At 40.5% G+C, this 14,735-nt stretch carries 17 protein-coding genes; 8 read left to right on the top strand and 9 right to left on the bottom strand.

Annotated features, from left to right (window positions below; genetic code table 11):
• Positions 1–92: 92 nt before the first annotated feature.
• A complete protein-coding gene (locus ACED20_RS16895) occupies positions 93–827 on the top strand; it encodes a hypothetical protein (protein ID WP_294202580.1) in 735 nt (244 codons plus the stop codon).
• A 91-nt stretch (positions 828–918) separates the two neighbouring features.
• Here the strand turns inward: ACED20_RS16895 and ACED20_RS16900 are convergent, their stop codons facing one another.
• From ACED20_RS16900 to ACED20_RS16915, 4 genes are all read right to left on the bottom strand, one after another.
• The gene (locus ACED20_RS16900; protein WP_294202578.1) at positions 919–1,236 is read right to left on the bottom strand and encodes a hypothetical protein; all 318 of its coding nucleotides are present in this window, start codon (positions 1,234–1,236) and stop codon (positions 919–921) included.
• A 50-nt stretch (positions 1,237–1,286) separates the two neighbouring features.
• Entirely contained in the window at positions 1,287–1,787 is a 501-nt protein-coding gene (locus ACED20_RS16905) for a hypothetical protein (protein WP_294241159.1), read from the bottom strand.
• An 80-nt stretch (positions 1,788–1,867) separates the two neighbouring features.
• A complete protein-coding gene (locus ACED20_RS16910; RefSeq protein ID WP_345767651.1) occupies positions 1,868–2,251 on the bottom strand; it encodes a hypothetical protein in 384 nt (127 codons plus the stop codon).
• A 191-nt stretch (positions 2,252–2,442) separates the two neighbouring features.
• Positions 2,443–2,871: a DUF4268 domain-containing protein gene (locus ACED20_RS16915; protein WP_294202636.1), complete on the bottom strand. Its 429-nt coding sequence runs from the start codon at positions 2,869–2,871 to the stop codon at positions 2,443–2,445.
• Positions 2,872–3,051: 180 nt separating this feature from the next.
• Here ACED20_RS16915 and ACED20_RS16920 point away from each other — a divergent pair, with 180 nt between their 5' ends.
• The 6 genes from ACED20_RS16920 (at position 3,052) to ACED20_RS16945 (ending at position 7,874) form a co-directional block, all read left to right on the top strand.
• The gene (locus ACED20_RS16920; RefSeq protein WP_294202573.1) at positions 3,052–3,459 is read left to right on the top strand and encodes an Rrf2 family transcriptional regulator; all 408 of its coding nucleotides are present in this window, start codon (positions 3,052–3,054) and stop codon (positions 3,457–3,459) included.
• An 88-nt stretch (positions 3,460–3,547) separates the two neighbouring features.
• Positions 3,548–4,240, top strand: a complete 693-nt coding sequence (locus ACED20_RS16925; RefSeq protein ID WP_294202572.1) for a phosphoadenylyl-sulfate reductase — start codon at positions 3,548–3,550, stop codon at positions 4,238–4,240.
• Between the two features lie 21 nt (positions 4,241–4,261).
• Complete coding sequence (cysD, locus tag ACED20_RS16930) at positions 4,262–5,170, top strand: sulfate adenylyltransferase subunit CysD (protein ID WP_294202571.1); 909 nt, start codon at positions 4,262–4,264, stop codon at positions 5,168–5,170.
• Positions 5,171–5,317: 147 nt separating this feature from the next.
• Complete coding sequence (locus ACED20_RS16935) at positions 5,318–6,556, top strand: sulfate adenylyltransferase subunit 1 (protein WP_294241164.1); 1,239 nt, start codon at positions 5,318–5,320, stop codon at positions 6,554–6,556.
• Positions 6,557–6,606: 50 nt separating this feature from the next.
• A complete protein-coding gene (locus tag ACED20_RS16940) occupies positions 6,607–7,491 on the top strand; it encodes a sulfite exporter TauE/SafE family protein (RefSeq protein ID WP_294241166.1) in 885 nt (294 codons plus the stop codon).
• 92 nt (positions 7,492–7,583) lie between these two features.
• A complete protein-coding gene (locus ACED20_RS16945; protein ID WP_294241168.1) occupies positions 7,584–7,874 on the top strand; it encodes a putative quinol monooxygenase in 291 nt (96 codons plus the stop codon).
• A 177-nt stretch (positions 7,875–8,051) separates the two neighbouring features.
• Here the strand turns inward: ACED20_RS16945 and ACED20_RS16950 are convergent, their stop codons facing one another.
• The 5 genes from ACED20_RS16950 to ACED20_RS16970 all read right to left on the bottom strand — a co-directional run bounded on the left by ACED20_RS16950 (position 8,052) and on the right by ACED20_RS16970 (position 12,507).
• Positions 8,052–8,930: an NAD(P)H-binding protein gene (locus ACED20_RS16950; protein WP_294241170.1), complete on the bottom strand. Its 879-nt coding sequence runs from the start codon at positions 8,928–8,930 to the stop codon at positions 8,052–8,054.
• A gap of 79 nt (positions 8,931–9,009) precedes the next feature.
• Positions 9,010–9,579, bottom strand: coding sequence for a Crp/Fnr family transcriptional regulator (locus tag ACED20_RS16955; RefSeq protein WP_294241173.1), 570 nt, complete (start codon positions 9,577–9,579; stop codon positions 9,010–9,012).
• Positions 9,580–9,953: 374 nt separating this feature from the next.
• Complete coding sequence (locus tag ACED20_RS16960; protein WP_345767655.1) at positions 9,954–11,261, bottom strand: T9SS type A sorting domain-containing protein; 1,308 nt, start codon at positions 11,259–11,261, stop codon at positions 9,954–9,956.
• Between the two features lie 441 nt (positions 11,262–11,702).
• A complete protein-coding gene (locus tag ACED20_RS16965; RefSeq protein ID WP_294306861.1) occupies positions 11,703–11,981 on the bottom strand; it encodes a T9SS type A sorting domain-containing protein in 279 nt (92 codons plus the stop codon).
• A gap of 1 nt (position 11,982) precedes the next feature.
• Positions 11,983–12,507, bottom strand: a complete 525-nt coding sequence (locus ACED20_RS16970; protein WP_345767656.1) for a choice-of-anchor J domain-containing protein — start codon at positions 12,505–12,507, stop codon at positions 11,983–11,985.
• Positions 12,508–12,600: 93 nt separating this feature from the next.
• On the opposite strand from ACED20_RS16970, the gene ACED20_RS16975 reads away from it, so the two are divergent.
• Positions 12,601–14,733, top strand: a complete 2,133-nt coding sequence (locus ACED20_RS16975; protein WP_294241178.1) for a TonB-dependent siderophore receptor — start codon at positions 12,601–12,603, stop codon at positions 14,731–14,733.
• The last annotated feature ends 2 nt before the right edge of the window (positions 14,734–14,735 follow it).

Raw genomic sequence — 14,735 nt, forward strand, 5'->3', positions numbered from 1 at the left:
TTTAGATGAAGGCTGACAGCAGGATGATAATTATTTAATATAATATAAGAATATCTGACTTTATATCAATATATTTGCGCCAAATTGTACGTATGAAAACTAGAATGATTATCACGGCACTATGCCTTTTTTCTTCATCATCACTAATGCTGGCTCAGGTAGGCATTAATACCACCACTCCCCAGTCTACTTTGGATGTAAACGGGAATATGAAAATCAGACAGATGCCTACTGCTGCCACTACCACGGGATTCCAGATTCTGGCAGTTAACCAGAATACGGGCGGGGATTTCGAAGTTACCAGAATCAACCCGCAGCTTATCGCAGATCTGGCAACACAAGGGGGCGTAACCGGTATTCCGGCTTCTGTATATTCGGCCAGGAAAACAGCAGGCGTTACGTTAGTGTCGGCAACCGTATTTCCAACCGGTTTCCAGGCCGTCAATTTTGTGAATGCGGAAAGGACGGTAGGTGCTTCAGCCGTATTTACCGATAATGATAATACGTACAACGTTCCCAGTACCGGTATATATGAAATCAATTATACCTTCAGATACGGTCAGGGATTATTTGCACAATTAGTTACTGCAGGAGTAGGCATCGTCCGCACAAGAAATGGTGTTTCAACACTGATTGATGCACGTGCTTTCATGAGCCAAAATCTCGGATTTGCCGAGATGGCGATAGCACAGGAGACATTAAACGGGCTGTATCCGTTTCAGGCAGGAGATAAAATTTCCTTCGGGCTTACAAATTCCACTAGTTTAAATCCCACTATACTCGGTGCAAGCACGGCTAATTTTAATATAGCCAAAGTTTCGAACTAATTCAGGACTGCCGGGAAGATCGGGTCCGTCCCGCAATCTTTCGGAAGATATAGTTAAAAAATACGCTCCTCATAACTGAAGGGCGTATTTTTTATTGACAGTTATTGAAAATTCCGGTAATGGTACCGTGTCCTATCGGTTTATCACCCTCGAAAAAGTCGAAATCCATCCCTTCGTACAGGCTTCCCGTCAGCTTTTCCGGCTGAAGCAGGGTAACTTCCGAATTAACGGTATCTCCAGGAAATACCAGGTCTTCTTCGCCGCTGAATTTCTGAATGGCAATAAAAAGGTTTTCATCAAAAGGAAATTTGATGATGGGCCTGTGGTCCGAAGATACAGGTGCAGTAAGCCCGCCCGCTTCAGTAGAATCGTAGGTCAGCAATGCGGTAAAATGGGATTTTGTTTTCATAGCATGGATTTTCAGGATAGCCAGCACAACATTTGTGCCTGTTTATGATCTTATGGGCAGGAAGTCTTATCAAGCACTTCGCTGTAGGCGGCCTTTGAGGGATTTTTGTAGACCAGGTGGCCATCGTTTTTCGGATCGGTCAGTTCCCCGTTTTTAAGGTACAGTTTATCGTTTTCGATCTTCATGATCTTCGTCTCCGTCTGTTGGCTTCCTTCAATGGTATAATCGTACAAAAGGTCCATTTCATTTTCTGAAATCAGCTTTCCGGACAGTGTACCGACAGCTCCGTCTTTTTCCCATGGCTGCCACCTCATTTCACCTTTTATTTGGCCCGTTGCAGAGATGCTGAGGTGTACAGAGGTCGTGTCCTTATTTTCTGCTTTTACAAAACAGTAGTCGCCTTTTAATTTTGGTAAAGAAATTTCAGAAGTTAGCTTTTCAGTAGTTTTCTCTGTTCCGGCAGGTTGTGGAGCAGACTTGCTTTCTTTGCTGCACGAGAACAGCAGAGACATGAGGCAGAGAATGGCTGATAGGGAAGAAAACTTTTTCATAACATCAGATTTTGATAAGCCAAATATGCTGAATCCTGTCCTAATTAAAAAGAGAAACCCGAAAGTTTCTCTTCATAATATTATTTTTTATTTTGTAAAATATTATCTAATTTTTCTAAAACTTCTAGTTTGTAGTTTTCAAGTTTTGAAGTTAAATTATTAAGATAAACCACCTTTGCTGTCTCTTTATCCTGCTTTGATAGATCATCTTTCCATAAATTATCCTTTATAGCTTTTCTGTATTCTTTTTGATTAAGAATAAGCAATTTATTAAAATTTTCTCCTAATTCTTTTTCATGAGAGTTAATTACAGCTTTAGTATCAAGATAATATTTCTGCATTAAAATACCGGTATTTGATGTCAGTATATAATTATTGCTTTCTACAAATTTTTCTTCTTTTTTTGTTTGGGCGTTAGCAAATAATATAAAGAAGATTGGTAATGGTAAAATTATTTTTTTCATGGTTTAAATTTTTACTAATATACAAATAAATTTTGCGCGAAATTTTCAGTAAAACCAATACTTTTAAATAGGAATTATATGTTTCCCAGCTTAATTATCTGGTAAAAATTCAAAATCTGTGTTTATCTCTTGATACCATAGCAGAATTTCGGATATGAAATTATGATTTATGATTCATATTACTTTATAACTCATACATCTTTTATAAAGTCCTCATACTCGTAATAGAACCTTTCAAAACCATCCATTTTCTCTACAAAAAATTCAAAAACTTCCTGCCAGGTATTTTTATTGAAAATGGAAACGCCATGTTTTTCCACCCAGATCCGCGCCATTACTTTTCCGTTTTCTAATGTGTAATACTCATCTTTGTAAAAATCGCCGATAAAATCTTTCAGGATATCTTCGAGTGACCAGATCTTTTCATAATAGGCATTCCGGAAAATCTCGTCTTTCATTTCGATATCCAGTGAAACTTCCGCCTTTTTATTATCTGCGTAAAATTTGAATGACATATCTTTGATCTTGGTATCGTACAAAATCCATTTTCTGGGGAAAGACTTTCCGAAAGCCGTCCAGAATTCCTTTTTTAACTGCTGTGCTTCCTGTTTGCTGAACATAAGGACAAAGGTAGGGAAAAATAAAGAGCCAGGTAAAAAGTAACGAAGAGCCAAGGTAAAAGAGCCTGGGGTAAAAGTAAAAGACTTTTGATACTCAGTTTGGAAAAGTTCCGATACTTGATTCTTTTGCCTTTTTACCTGGCTCTTTTATAATCCATTTTTTTTCTTATTTTTGTTGTAATGCTGTCTAAAAAATCTCAATATGCGTTTAAGGCACTGTCATACCTCGTAGAAAAAAGGAATGACGGTCCTGTTCTTATTTCCGAAATTGCGGATCGCAAGAAAATTCCTTTGAAGTTTTTGGAAAATATTCTGCTGGAACTTAAAAAAGCGGATATCCTCGATAGTAAAAAAGGAAAAGGGGGCGGATATTTTTTTAAGGAAAATCCCGAAAATGTAAAGCTGGCAAAAATTATCCGTCTGGTAAACGGCCCTATTGCACTTTTACCCTGTGTAAGCCTGAATTTTTACGAAAAATGCGACGACTGCAGCGAAGACCACTGCGGCCTGCATGACGTCCTGATCGAAGTTCGTGATGCTTCCCTGAATATTCTGGAGAAAAGGACTTTGATGGATCTGGTGGATTAATCCGGGCCCTTTTTTTGAATAATCAGTCTACTTATTTGGTAGGATAATTATTTTGTCAGATATTTGTATTACTTCAAATGGATAAACTATGATTTCAAAAGAAGAAGCAGATATTCTGAAACAGCTTTCAGCGGAAGAGGGATTGAAATTCATCTCGTCAAAATTTCTGGAAGGAGCTGTATTTTCCACATCGCTGGGCCAGGAGGACCAGGTGATTACCGATATTATTTTCAGAAACCGGCTTCCTGTAAAAGTATTTACGCTGGATACCGGAAGGCTTTTCCCGGAACATTACGAGCTGCTGGCGAAGAACAATTCAAGATATAAAATAAAAACAGAAGTATATTTCCCCGAAAGCAATGATGTGGAACAATATGTTAATGAAAAAGGGATCAATGCTTTTTATCATTCCGTTGAAAACCGGAAAGCCTGTTGTTTTATCCGGAAGGTTAAACCTCTAAATCGTGCTTTGCAGGGTGCGGACGTCTGGATTACCGGCCTGCGTGCGGAACAGTCTGAAAACCGGGAAAATATGCCGGTTATCGAATGGGACGAAGAAAGGCAATTCTATAAGTACAATCCGCTGATGCACTGGAGCTATCAGCAGGTTCTGGATTACCTTGTTGAAAATCAGGTTCAGGAATTGTCCCTGCATAAAAGAGGCTTCATCAGTGTGGGCTGCCAACCCTGCACGAGAGCGATTACAGAAGGGGAAAACCCACGCGCCGGACGCTGGTGGTGGGAAAGTTCACAAAAGGAATGCGGACTGCATTCGCATTAATTCAACCAATTTAAACTTGAAATGACTACATATACATTAGACTACCTGGAACAGCTGGAAGCCGAAAGTATTTACATTATGCGTGAGGTGGCGGCCCAGTTTGAAAAGCCCGCTTTGCTGTTCAGTGGAGGAAAAGATTCTATTACCTTGGTTCATTTAGCAAAAAAAGCTTTTGCACCGATGAAAATTCCGTTTCCGCTGGTGCATATCGATACGGGGCATAACTTCCCGGAAGCCCTTCAGTTCAGGGATGATCTTGCTGAAAGCATCGGTGCCAGGCTCATTGTGAGAAAAGTGGAAGATACCATTAAAGCTAAAAACCTGACCGAACCTAAAGGTAAATTTGCTTCCCGGAACTGGCTGCAGACGCATACGCTGCTGGATACGATCGAAGAGTTTCAGTTTGATGCCTGCATCGGAGGTGCAAGAAGGGATGAAGAGAAGGCCAGGGCGAAAGAACGTTTTTTCTCAGTCCGCGACGAATTCGGACAGTGGGATCCGAAGTTACAGCGCCCTGAGTTGTGGAATATTTATAATGGCAGGATCAGCAAAGGCGAAAATGTACGGGTGTTCCCGATTTCAAACTGGACGGAGCTGGATGTCTGGAATTATATCAGAAAAGAAAATATTCGGCTGCCATCGATTTATTTTGCCCATGACCGCGAAGTTATCGGGCATGAAGGACAGCTGATTGCCGTATCGGATTTTATTCAGATTGATGAAAATGATACGGTAATGACTAAAAAAGTCCGGTACCGGACCGTAGGCGACATGACCTGCACAGCCGCGGTAGAAAGTTCTGCAGAAAATTTGGACGAAGTGATCAACGAAATCACAGCATCCAGGATCTCCGAGCGCGGCGAAACCCGTATCGACGATAAAGTAACGGAAGCCGCAATGGAAGACCGGAAAAAAGGAGGCTATTTTTGATGAGTGATGGGCAATAAGTAATGGGTAATATCATATGCTTATTGGATCATTTGAAATTCTTCGGATAAATTAGAAAATTTAAACAAAAATAATGAGGCATTGGTGATTGAAAATTACTCAGTACCCATTACTTATTACCCATAAACAATGGACATACTAAGATTTATAACTGCAGGAAGCGTGGACGACGGGAAAAGCACACTCATCGGAAGGCTTCTGTACGACAGCAAAAATATACTGATCGACCAGCTGGAAGCCTTGGAAAAACAATCGAAAAATAAGAATGAAAACGGGGTAGACCTTGCCATTTTAACGGACGGTCTGAGAGCCGAAAGGGAACAGGGGATTACGATTGATGTAGCCTACCGCTATTTTTCGACCCCAAAAAGGAAGTTCATTATTGCCGATGCACCGGGACATATCCAGTACACCAGGAATATGATCACCGGCGCTTCAAATTCACAACTCATCATCATTCTCATTGATGCCAGGCAAGGGGTGATCGAGCAGACCAGAAGGCATTCCATCATCGCTTCTTTGTTAAAAATGAAAAATGTAGTGGTAGCCATAAACAAAATGGATCTGGTAGACTATTCCGAGGAAATTTATGAGGATATCAAAGCCCAGTACCAATTGGTAGCCCATAAATTAGGACTGGAAAATATACAGTATTTTCCGATTTCCGCTTTTCACGGAGACAATATTGTAGAAAGATCCGGAAATATGCTTTGGTATGAAGGCCCCGCGCTGCTGGATTTTCTGGAAACGGTTGAGGTAAACGCTGAAGATTTTGAAAGCCCAAGATTCCAGGTACAGTATGTTATCCGTCCGCAGACGGATGAACTCCATGACTACAGAGGATATGCCGGGGAAGTGATTTCAGGAGTCTATCGAAAAGGAGATGAAATTACCGTTCTGCCTCAAAGCATCAGGACCAGAATCTCAAAAATTGAAACCGGCGGAAAAGAAACGGATGCTGTCTTTGCCCATCAGCCGGCCGTTATCCATACGGAAGACGATATCGACATCAGCCGCGGCGATTTCCTGGTGAAAACAGAAGCCATACCGAAGGTTGAAAATGAAATAGAGGCCATCGTCTGCTGGCTGGATAAAAAAGAGCTGAATGAAGGCAACAAATATTTCATACAGCATAAAAGCCGGCTGCTGAAAGCCATTGTCAAAGAAATCGATTATAAAATTGATGTGAATACCTTGGAAAAAATACCGGTTTCCGAAAGCGTAAAGCTGAACGAAGTGGTAAAAGTTCGGCTGAAAACCGCTTCACCGTTGGTTTTTGACCGTTTTGAAGACAGCAGATCCACGGGCAATGCCATATTGATAGATGAAACCAGCAACTCAACGGTGGGCGCGGTAATGATGTTATAATCTCAATGGATCGTTGATTAAATTTCTGCAATCTAAAAAATTAAGTAAAAATGGTAATCTCGAGGAAAATCCAGCTTCGGCTGAATGTGTTTTTTGCCACGGTTGCAGTCCTGCTGATCGTTGTTTTTTCAATGTATGAAGCGGGCTACCTCGACGAGCTGCTGACCGTTTTGGCAAAGGATAACTATATTTTCTACTGGATGCTTCTGGTAGGGTTTCTGGCGGAAATGGTTGCCGGATCGATGGGCATGGGCTATGGGGTAATCTGCACCACCACGCTTTTATTTATAGGAATTCCTCCGCATGCGGTAAGTGCCAGCATTCATTCGGCGGAGAGCTTTACCACGGCGGCCGGAAGCATCAGCCATATCAAACTGAAAAATGTAAGCAAGAACCTGGTTAGAAGAATGGCTATTCCGGCAGTGGTCGGAGCCATTATCGGGGCGGTTTCCCTCACTTATCTCGGGGAATATTACTCGAAAATTACCAAAACAATCATTTCGTTTTATACGTTATACCTGGGAATCCAGATCTTATCGAATGCCTTTAAAGAGAAGCAGGATAAGAAGCTTAAAAGAAAGACCAATCTTACCAAGCTCGGGCTCATTGGTGGATTCATCGATTCTTTTGCCGGCGGCGGCTGGGGGCCTCTGGTTACCGGAACTTTGATAAAAAATTCCTTTACGCCACGTTTTGCGGTGGGAAGTTCTACGGTAGCCAAATTTATTTTAACCCTTACGGCAGCCATTACCTTTATTTTCACATTGGGCATCCAGCACTGGAACATCATTCTGGGCCTGCTGATCGGCGGTATCGTCACGGCTCCTTTTTCTGCCATGCTGACGGCAAAACTTCCGGTGAAAAGCATGTTTGTGGTGATCGGAACCTTGGTCATCATCATGAGTTCCATTACCATTTATAAATCAGTTTTTTAGGAGCAAATTCCATGAAATGTTGAAAAATAAAGTTCCGGAATATCTTTTCGGGCCTGAAAATATTCTACATTTACACCGCTAAAAAATTAACAATGAATATACATGTAGTGGCTGTTTTTAAATTTAATGAAAACTACCTGATGGAAGCAGTAGAGCTGTTTCAGACGTTGGTTCGGGAAACCCGCAAGGAAGAAGGCTGTCTTCAGTATGACCTCATCGAAGACAAAGACAACAAAGGAACATTTTTCATGGTCGAATTATGGGAAAGCGAGGACCACCTGAATCGCCATAACGGGCAGGACCATCTGCTGGATTTCAGAAGGGATGTTTCCAAAATGCTGGAAAGCTCAACAATGGTTTACAAAGGATTTAAAACGCTGTAATTAAGGAATAACATATGCTTGTCCTGAAAGATTACTATTTTTAGGTTAGGCATTGTAATATTAAGGGTTTTGCAGTGGTGAAGTATTCAACTAAAATGTTCAGATTGAACAGATGCTCCATTATCGCAAAACCCTTGTTTCCATTTATCTTATCAGCGTTTATAACATTGTCTGGTTTTACTTTAGTTCAGGAACCAGATTTTCATTCATCCACTCTTTGATGGTGGTTGGTTTTAAAGAAGTTTCTGTTTTTAGTTCGGTGTCATGTAAGCCGTTGCCGATTGCCGTCAGCATATCTGTCAGAGCGTTGGCAAATGCTTCGCTTGTATGATGCTTTTCCAAGAGCGTCTTTATATAATCCTCTCCTGAAACCTGCTGAAATCGAATAGTCTTTCCTGTTAATTCGCTCAATTGTGATGCGATCTCATGATAAGTCAGTTCTTCTGGACCATGAACTGCAAAACCTTCCACCCCTGTCCAGCTCTGATCCGCCAGAAATTCTACAGCTTTAGAAGCGATGTCTTTAACGGCAATTTGTGGAAATTTATAATTTCCGTCCATGGGTAAAGAGAAAGTTCCCGTTTCTTTTAGAGAATTCTTTTGATACAGAAGCGTTTCAAAAAATACCGGGCAGCGCAGTGCTCTTACAGATGCGCCTGATCGGCTGATGATATCTTCGCTCCGGTGAAGTGCCGTTATCAGACCTGCCTGCAGATGACTTCCTTTGCCGCCGCCGGACAGATAAACCACCCTTTTTGTCCCGGCATTTTTAATGGCTTTGGAAGCTACTTTTGCAAATTCTTCGTAATAGGCATTTACATCTTTCTGGTTGTTGCTCTGTGGTACACAGAAATAAACCGTTTTACAACCTTGCAGGGCCTCTGTAAAAGCATGTTCGTTCAGTAAAGAGCCTGTGGTAACTTCCACTTTTTCTAAAATAGCGGCCGGTATTTTTTCAGGATCCCTGACAAAAATTTTAACCTGTTGTCCTTGCTCTACCAACTGTTGAAGAATCAGCGAACCCGTATTGCCTGTCGGCGTCGTTACCAAAATCATAATTGAACTTTTTTATTGTTTAATGAAGTACAAAGATGATGAGCCTATTTTTTATAAACGTTGTCTTAGATTAACGTTTTCAGAGCTTTGATTTTAATCTGCTTAACGTTGGAGGAGTCAGGCCCAGATAAGACGCGACCATTTTGTTCGAAAGTCTGGTCAGTAATTTTGACTGATTGGTTAAAACCCAACGGACTTTTTCTATGGCCTCTAACTTCTGAAAACAATAGATCCGTTCCTGGGATTTGATATAGGCCGATTCCAGAATCTGTCGGTAAATAAAACTGAACTGTGGCACGGTATCTACCAGATGAAAATAATCGTCGCGGTTAATCACCAATAATTCCGAAGGCTCGATGGTCTGCATAAATTCGAAAGCAGGTCTTTGATTAATGAAGCTTGATAACGCAGTTCCGAAGGCCTCTTCAAAATGAAAATACCTTGTGCTTTCTTCTCCATCGTCAGCAATGCTGAAAAGCCTTGTACATCCTTTATTTACAAAATAATAATACTTGCAGATCTCACCTTCTTTCAGCAGAAGTTCGTTTCGTTTGGTTTTTTTTAATTGAAAATACGAGCAGATATAAGAAAGTGTCTTATCGTCAATTTCTGTTCGGGTTTTGATATATTTTTTTAATTGACTGTACATTTTAAATTTTGATAAGTTAGTTAATGCGGCAGATGACTTCCAAATAACCTGTAGCGTAATCCGGTTTGTTACATCTTACTTGATTAAATTTTTCAGGCCATAGAATAGATCAAAGATAATCATTCTAATTCCAGAACAAACTGGATGATAGCCATGAACCACCAATGAATTCGTCAATTCACAGGTTCTGCTGCTACGTAATTTTGGGGGCGTTCTTCCTTATACAAAAAAAAGAAGCTGCCCAAAATTTGGACAACTCCCTTCTTAGAAAAAATAGAAAGTATTATTTTAAAGGTGAATAATCAATTTTAAATTATAATTAGTAAATTAACCATTAACCATTAACCATTAACCATTAACCATTAACTATTCACTTATTTCACGATCAGCTTTTTGGTTTCCGTTTTTCCGCCGAAAGTGATCTTTACTAGGTAACTTCCTGAAGAAAGATGGGAAAGATTCAGGTCCTGCTTGTAAAATCCGGTCTGGTTCGTGAGTTCAGCAGAATACACTCTTTTACCGGACAGGTCATAGACTTCAACCTGGCCTTTGCTGTTTGCTTTTTCTTTTACGTCAAACAAAACCGTAACCTGTTTGTCTGCAGTCGTCGGATTAGGATAAATTCCGAAAGATGCCTTTTTCGCGGCAATGTCCGTGGTTCCTAACGTTGAGGTGATGTTTTTGTATTTGAAATACATGTTTCCGGTAGAGGATCCTTCATTGGAAATGAAATACATCCGGTAATATTCGGAGCCCTGCTTGATGTAATAGACCACATCGTTGTATACTCCCTGGGTCGGCTTCCAGCTGTGGCCGATAGCCGTAATATTGTTGGAGAACGCTGTGGAAGCAGGTACGGAAGACGTAGCAGTAGCCTGTGTCTCAGGCTGTACCTTTGCCACGGTGATATTCGTATTCTGGATCACACCCGCCATTCTGTACTTCATTGTGGCAGGTTGTCCTGTGTTGGGATCGGTGTACGGATAATCGGTCCAGTATCTCGTAAACATAAAGTCCCAGTTTGCTTTTGACGGTTCAAGACCGTTTACTTTATCTCCTGTTGCAAAAGAAAAATAATTGAAATACGCATCGTCGGTTCCGTTGGCGATTGTTTTGGAAGTGGTAGCATCCCATGAAGAAGTGGCGGTATTCCATTTGGCATATTTAAAAGTATAGCCTCCGAAATAATCGTCGATCATAAACTTATAATACGTATTAGTGGAGGCATATTTCAGGATGAAAATCACTTTTCCTTCGATGTGGTGGTTTCCCGGATTGTATTCTCCCCAGCCGTAGGTGGCAGTTCCCAGCTCGAAAGCTCCTTTCTGGATGGTCGTTGTGTTATCAGGGTTGTACAATGGTGATCCATAGCCGGCAACACTATTGGTGGTAATGCTGTTCCAGTCGTTCGGATTATTTGAAGCCTGGTATACTTCGATATTCTGCGCATCGTTGATCCGGGTTCCGAAACTCATGCTCGAATTCCTGTAAAAAGCGATGTCCCAGGTATTGGCAGGTTGGGAAACTATGGAATTTGCACTCAGGTCAAAAAACACCCGGTTCTGGTAGCCTGATCCCATCGACATGTTGACTGTGGTATATCCATTGGGATCTGTTTGGGAAAGTACCGTCTGCTGTATCCCAAGAGCGAGCATGGTCGCAAAAAATAACTTTGTTTTCATACGATATAATTAAATTTATTATTTAGAATTGTTCTACAAAACTAAATAATTATTTTTAATTATTCTAAATAGATAAAATAATATTTATCATGTTTTAAGATTGGTTTTTATATGAAAGTCCTTTAATACGCTATTTAGCACTTTATTAAATTTTATTTATTGGTTTTTTTAAAATTTAAAAGGTAAGCTTTATGTTTATAATATGGAGCGAATACTGGAAACTTCTTCTTTCGATGTTCTTAAATATCGGATAATCTTGCTACACGGATATTGATCCGCTGTGAAGACAAAACTGAACTTCAAACTTTTGATTTTTCCGGGAGCAGCTCAATCAACATTTTTTAAAGATTAAAAGAAATCCAGATTGAAAAATCTGTAAAACAAAAAAACTGATCTATGAAATCCATACACTGGTTTAGGGTAAAAAGGGATTTAATAAATCTATTTCTTAATGAACTTTGATTGTACTATTTCACCTTCCACCGTTTCGATCAGGATGTAATAAATGCCGGTCTGAAGGCTGCTGATATCAAATGATCTTCCGGATACCTTTCCGGCGGCAACCTGCTGCCCTCTCGCAGAATAGATGTGAATTCTTTTCGGGTCTTTTTTAGTAATAAATTCCAGAGCGGTGTTGTTGGCATTCACCGCAAACCGGACGTCTTGTTTTGATTTTACCTGTTGGGAAACGGCAAGAATGGAAGAATTATTGTACACCATGTTATCCATCTGTACGGCAACATGGCTCGTGGAAGGGGTAAATCTGATGTAAAGCGGAAGCCGGAATGTTAACGCTGATATTCTGCACGGTGCCCACCGCCGACAGCGTCACCGGATTTCCTACGGCCGTAAAGCTGCTCATATCCGTCGCACTGGAAGCCAGACCGATCTGGATGGTTCCCGGACCGGGTGACGGTGAAACCAGCATAGCCTGGAAGGTTAAAGTTTTATCACCGCTTGGCGCTGCGATTTGTGGTGTAATCAGATAAGATGGCGTAGAACCGTTGTTTCCGGCATACGACTGCACCATTTTATTATTGGCATCATTGGTATCAGCCGCTATAATCATTCTCGGGGAAACGGGTGGTGGGGTAGAAGTGGGAGAAGCTACAACGGCAGACCAGCCTCCTTGCGGGAACGTAGTATTCTCTGCCGTAAAGTTGTTGAAATTTTCATTAATCGTCGCTACCTGTGCATTCGCTGCAGCCGTAAGCAGTAAACCTCCTAAAAGTAGTCCTAACTTCATTTTATTTTTATTTAGAATTATTATATAAAATTATATATTTATTTTTAATTATTCTAAATAAAATGTTATATTTGCCGAAAATTTTTGTGCTTTATGAAGAAGAAACTGCTTTCCGTTCTGTCATTATCCGCTGTGTTCTACGCACATTCGCAGGAAAAGGATTCTCTTAATCAGACGAAAATAGAAGAAGTAGTGATTACCGGACAATATATGCAGCAGTCGATCAACAAATCCATTTATAAGGTTGAGGTTATCGATGCACAGCAGATTAAAAATATGGCAGTGACTACAGCAGCAGAAGTTCTTAATCAAAATCTCAATATTCAGATTGTACCCGATTCAGGAAACGGAAACTCCAGTGCCAATATTCTTGGTCTTAACGGTGCTTATACTAAAATTCTTATTGATAATATTCCGGTAGTCAATGACCGCGGAAGCGGAAACCAGACCGATCTCAGTAAAATGAACGTGAATAATATTGAGCGTATTGAGGTCGTGAAGGGTGCAATGGGGGTAGAATACGGTAATAATGCCGTAACCGGAGTTATTAATATTATCACGAAAAAAACATATTCCAAAAAATTCAACGCCAATATTTCATTACAGGAAGAGACGGTAGGAAAGGATTATGACTGGTTCAAAAAAGGAAACGGCAGACATGTGCAATCCTTGAACCTCGGATACAAGATCAATGACCGCTGGACGGTAACTGCTGACATTAATCACAACGATTTTCAGGGATACAAAGGAAAATACAACGGCTATACCTATTTCAGCGAAAACACAAACGGTTTCAGGGGATATGAATGGCTTCCGAAAGACCTTCTGGTCACCAACGCTGCCATAAAATATGCAAAAAACAATACTTCATTGTTTTATAAAGTCAATTATCTTCGCGAAGAAATTAATTTCTACAGTCAGAATGTAGATGAACTTTCCCTGGGTGGGGGAAAAAGAACCTATATCGGTAATGATAAGGACTATTTTACCAACAGGTGGATTCATCAGTTCAACATTCAGACCAGGTTGGGGAGAATCAATTATTTAGGAGATTTTTCTTATCAGACTCAGGAAAGACAAACCCAGGATTACCAGTACGATGTCCCGGCCAGACAGGAAAGGTCCCGTGATCCGAAAAATACGTATTATGACTCCAAAGTTTTTTATTCCAGAGGGATGTTCAGTAATTTTTTGGACAGTGAAAAGATCAATTTTCAGTTGGGCTATGAGGTGGACAGGACCAGCGGTTTTGCCAACTCCGCTACGTTTCAGAGTATAGAAAAAAGAGACGATGTCAACAGGGCTATTTTCAGCTATGCCAATTTTATCTCAGCAGAATGGAAGGTGTCAGACCAATTCTCGCTAAGGCCTGGATACAGGCTGGCCTTAAGCGACAGGTTCGATTCCCAGAGCAATTATTCACTGACGGCAAGATACAGTACTTCACAGAAATCGGATCTTCGTGCCGTGTTCGGCTCTTCAAACAGGTTTCCGACTTACGAAGAACTTTATACTTACACCGTAGATGCCAATCATGATATCCGCGGAAATGAAAACCTGAGCCCGGAAACAGGCTATTCTGCAGGATTGTTCTGGGATTATAAAATCAATATTGCCAATGCCTGGAAATTCGATATCAGCCTTTCCGGTTTATATCTTGATGTAAAGGACAGAATAGAAAGTGTTATTATCAGCAATAGCCCTTTGAGATATACCTATCTTAATATCAACAAATATAATTCAATTCTTTTTGGAGGCGGTTTCTCTGCAAGACGTGATCATTTTTCTTTAAATGCCGGAATTTCCGTGATGGGAATTTCCCAGGAACTGGTTGCCGGAAACATCACTTCGCCGGATGACTATAATTTCTACGCGGAAGCTAACCTCGCAATAAATTATACACTTCCTCAAACAAAAACTTTATTTGCGCTTTACTACAAATATACCGGAGAGAGAAAACAGTTTGTACAGGAGACAACAGCCAATATTTCTGCAACTCCCAATTTTATTCTTGGGGAAGTAGGCAGTTTTAACATGCTTAATTTCACCGTAACCCAGCCTTTTTTCAAAAACCATTTTGAACTCGGTGCCGGTGTGAAAAATATATTTGATGTAAGCAGCGTGAGGAATTCCATACAGTCCGGTGGAGTACATAATGCGGCAGCATCTGAGCAGAATCTTTTCTACGGCAGAAGTTATTTTGTCCGTTTAAATTATAATTTTTAAAA

Source organism: Chryseobacterium sp. sg2396 (assembly GCF_042610505.1).
Taxonomy (GTDB): domain Bacteria; phylum Bacteroidota; class Bacteroidia; order Flavobacteriales; family Weeksellaceae; genus Chryseobacterium.

Bases quoted from the DNA above. Each gene is read 5' to 3' on its own strand.
- ACED20_RS16895 (WP_294202580.1), top strand. From the start codon at position 93: ATGAAAACTAGAATGATTATCACGGCACTATGCCTTTTTTCTTCATCA.
- ACED20_RS16900 (WP_294202578.1), bottom strand. From the start codon at position 1,236: ATGAAAACAAAATCCCATTTTACCGCATTGCTGACCTACGATTCTACT.
- ACED20_RS16905 (WP_294241159.1), bottom strand. From the start codon at position 1,787: ATGAAAAAGTTTTCTTCCCTATCAGCCATTCTCTGCCTCATGTCTCTG.
- ACED20_RS16910 (WP_345767651.1), bottom strand. From the start codon at position 2,251: ATGAAAAAAATAATTTTACCATTACCAATCTTCTTTATATTATTTGCT.
- ACED20_RS16915 (WP_294202636.1), bottom strand. From the start codon at position 2,871: ATGTTCAGCAAACAGGAAGCACAGCAGTTAAAAAAGGAATTCTGGACG.
- ACED20_RS16920 (WP_294202573.1), top strand. From the start codon at position 3,052: ATGCTGTCTAAAAAATCTCAATATGCGTTTAAGGCACTGTCATACCTC.
- ACED20_RS16925 (WP_294202572.1), top strand. From the start codon at position 3,548: ATGATTTCAAAAGAAGAAGCAGATATTCTGAAACAGCTTTCAGCGGAA.
- cysD (WP_294202571.1), top strand. From the start codon at position 4,262: ATGACTACATATACATTAGACTACCTGGAACAGCTGGAAGCCGAAAGT.
- ACED20_RS16935 (WP_294241164.1), top strand. From the start codon at position 5,318: ATGGACATACTAAGATTTATAACTGCAGGAAGCGTGGACGACGGGAAA.
- ACED20_RS16940 (WP_294241166.1), top strand. From the start codon at position 6,607: ATGGTAATCTCGAGGAAAATCCAGCTTCGGCTGAATGTGTTTTTTGCC.
- ACED20_RS16945 (WP_294241168.1), top strand. From the start codon at position 7,584: ATGAATATACATGTAGTGGCTGTTTTTAAATTTAATGAAAACTACCTG.
- ACED20_RS16950 (WP_294241170.1), bottom strand. From the start codon at position 8,930: ATGATTTTGGTAACGACGCCGACAGGCAATACGGGTTCGCTGATTCTT.
- ACED20_RS16955 (WP_294241173.1), bottom strand. From the start codon at position 9,579: ATGTACAGTCAATTAAAAAAATATATCAAAACCCGAACAGAAATTGAC.
- ACED20_RS16960 (WP_345767655.1), bottom strand. From the start codon at position 11,261: ATGAAAACAAAGTTATTTTTTGCGACCATGCTCGCTCTTGGGATACAG.
- ACED20_RS16965 (WP_294306861.1), bottom strand. From the start codon at position 11,981: ATGGTGTACAATAATTCTTCCATTCTTGCCGTTTCCCAACAGGTAAAA.
- ACED20_RS16970 (WP_345767656.1), bottom strand. From the start codon at position 12,507: ATGAAGTTAGGACTACTTTTAGGAGGTTTACTGCTTACGGCTGCAGCG.
- ACED20_RS16975 (WP_294241178.1), top strand. From the start codon at position 12,601: ATGAAGAAGAAACTGCTTTCCGTTCTGTCATTATCCGCTGTGTTCTAC.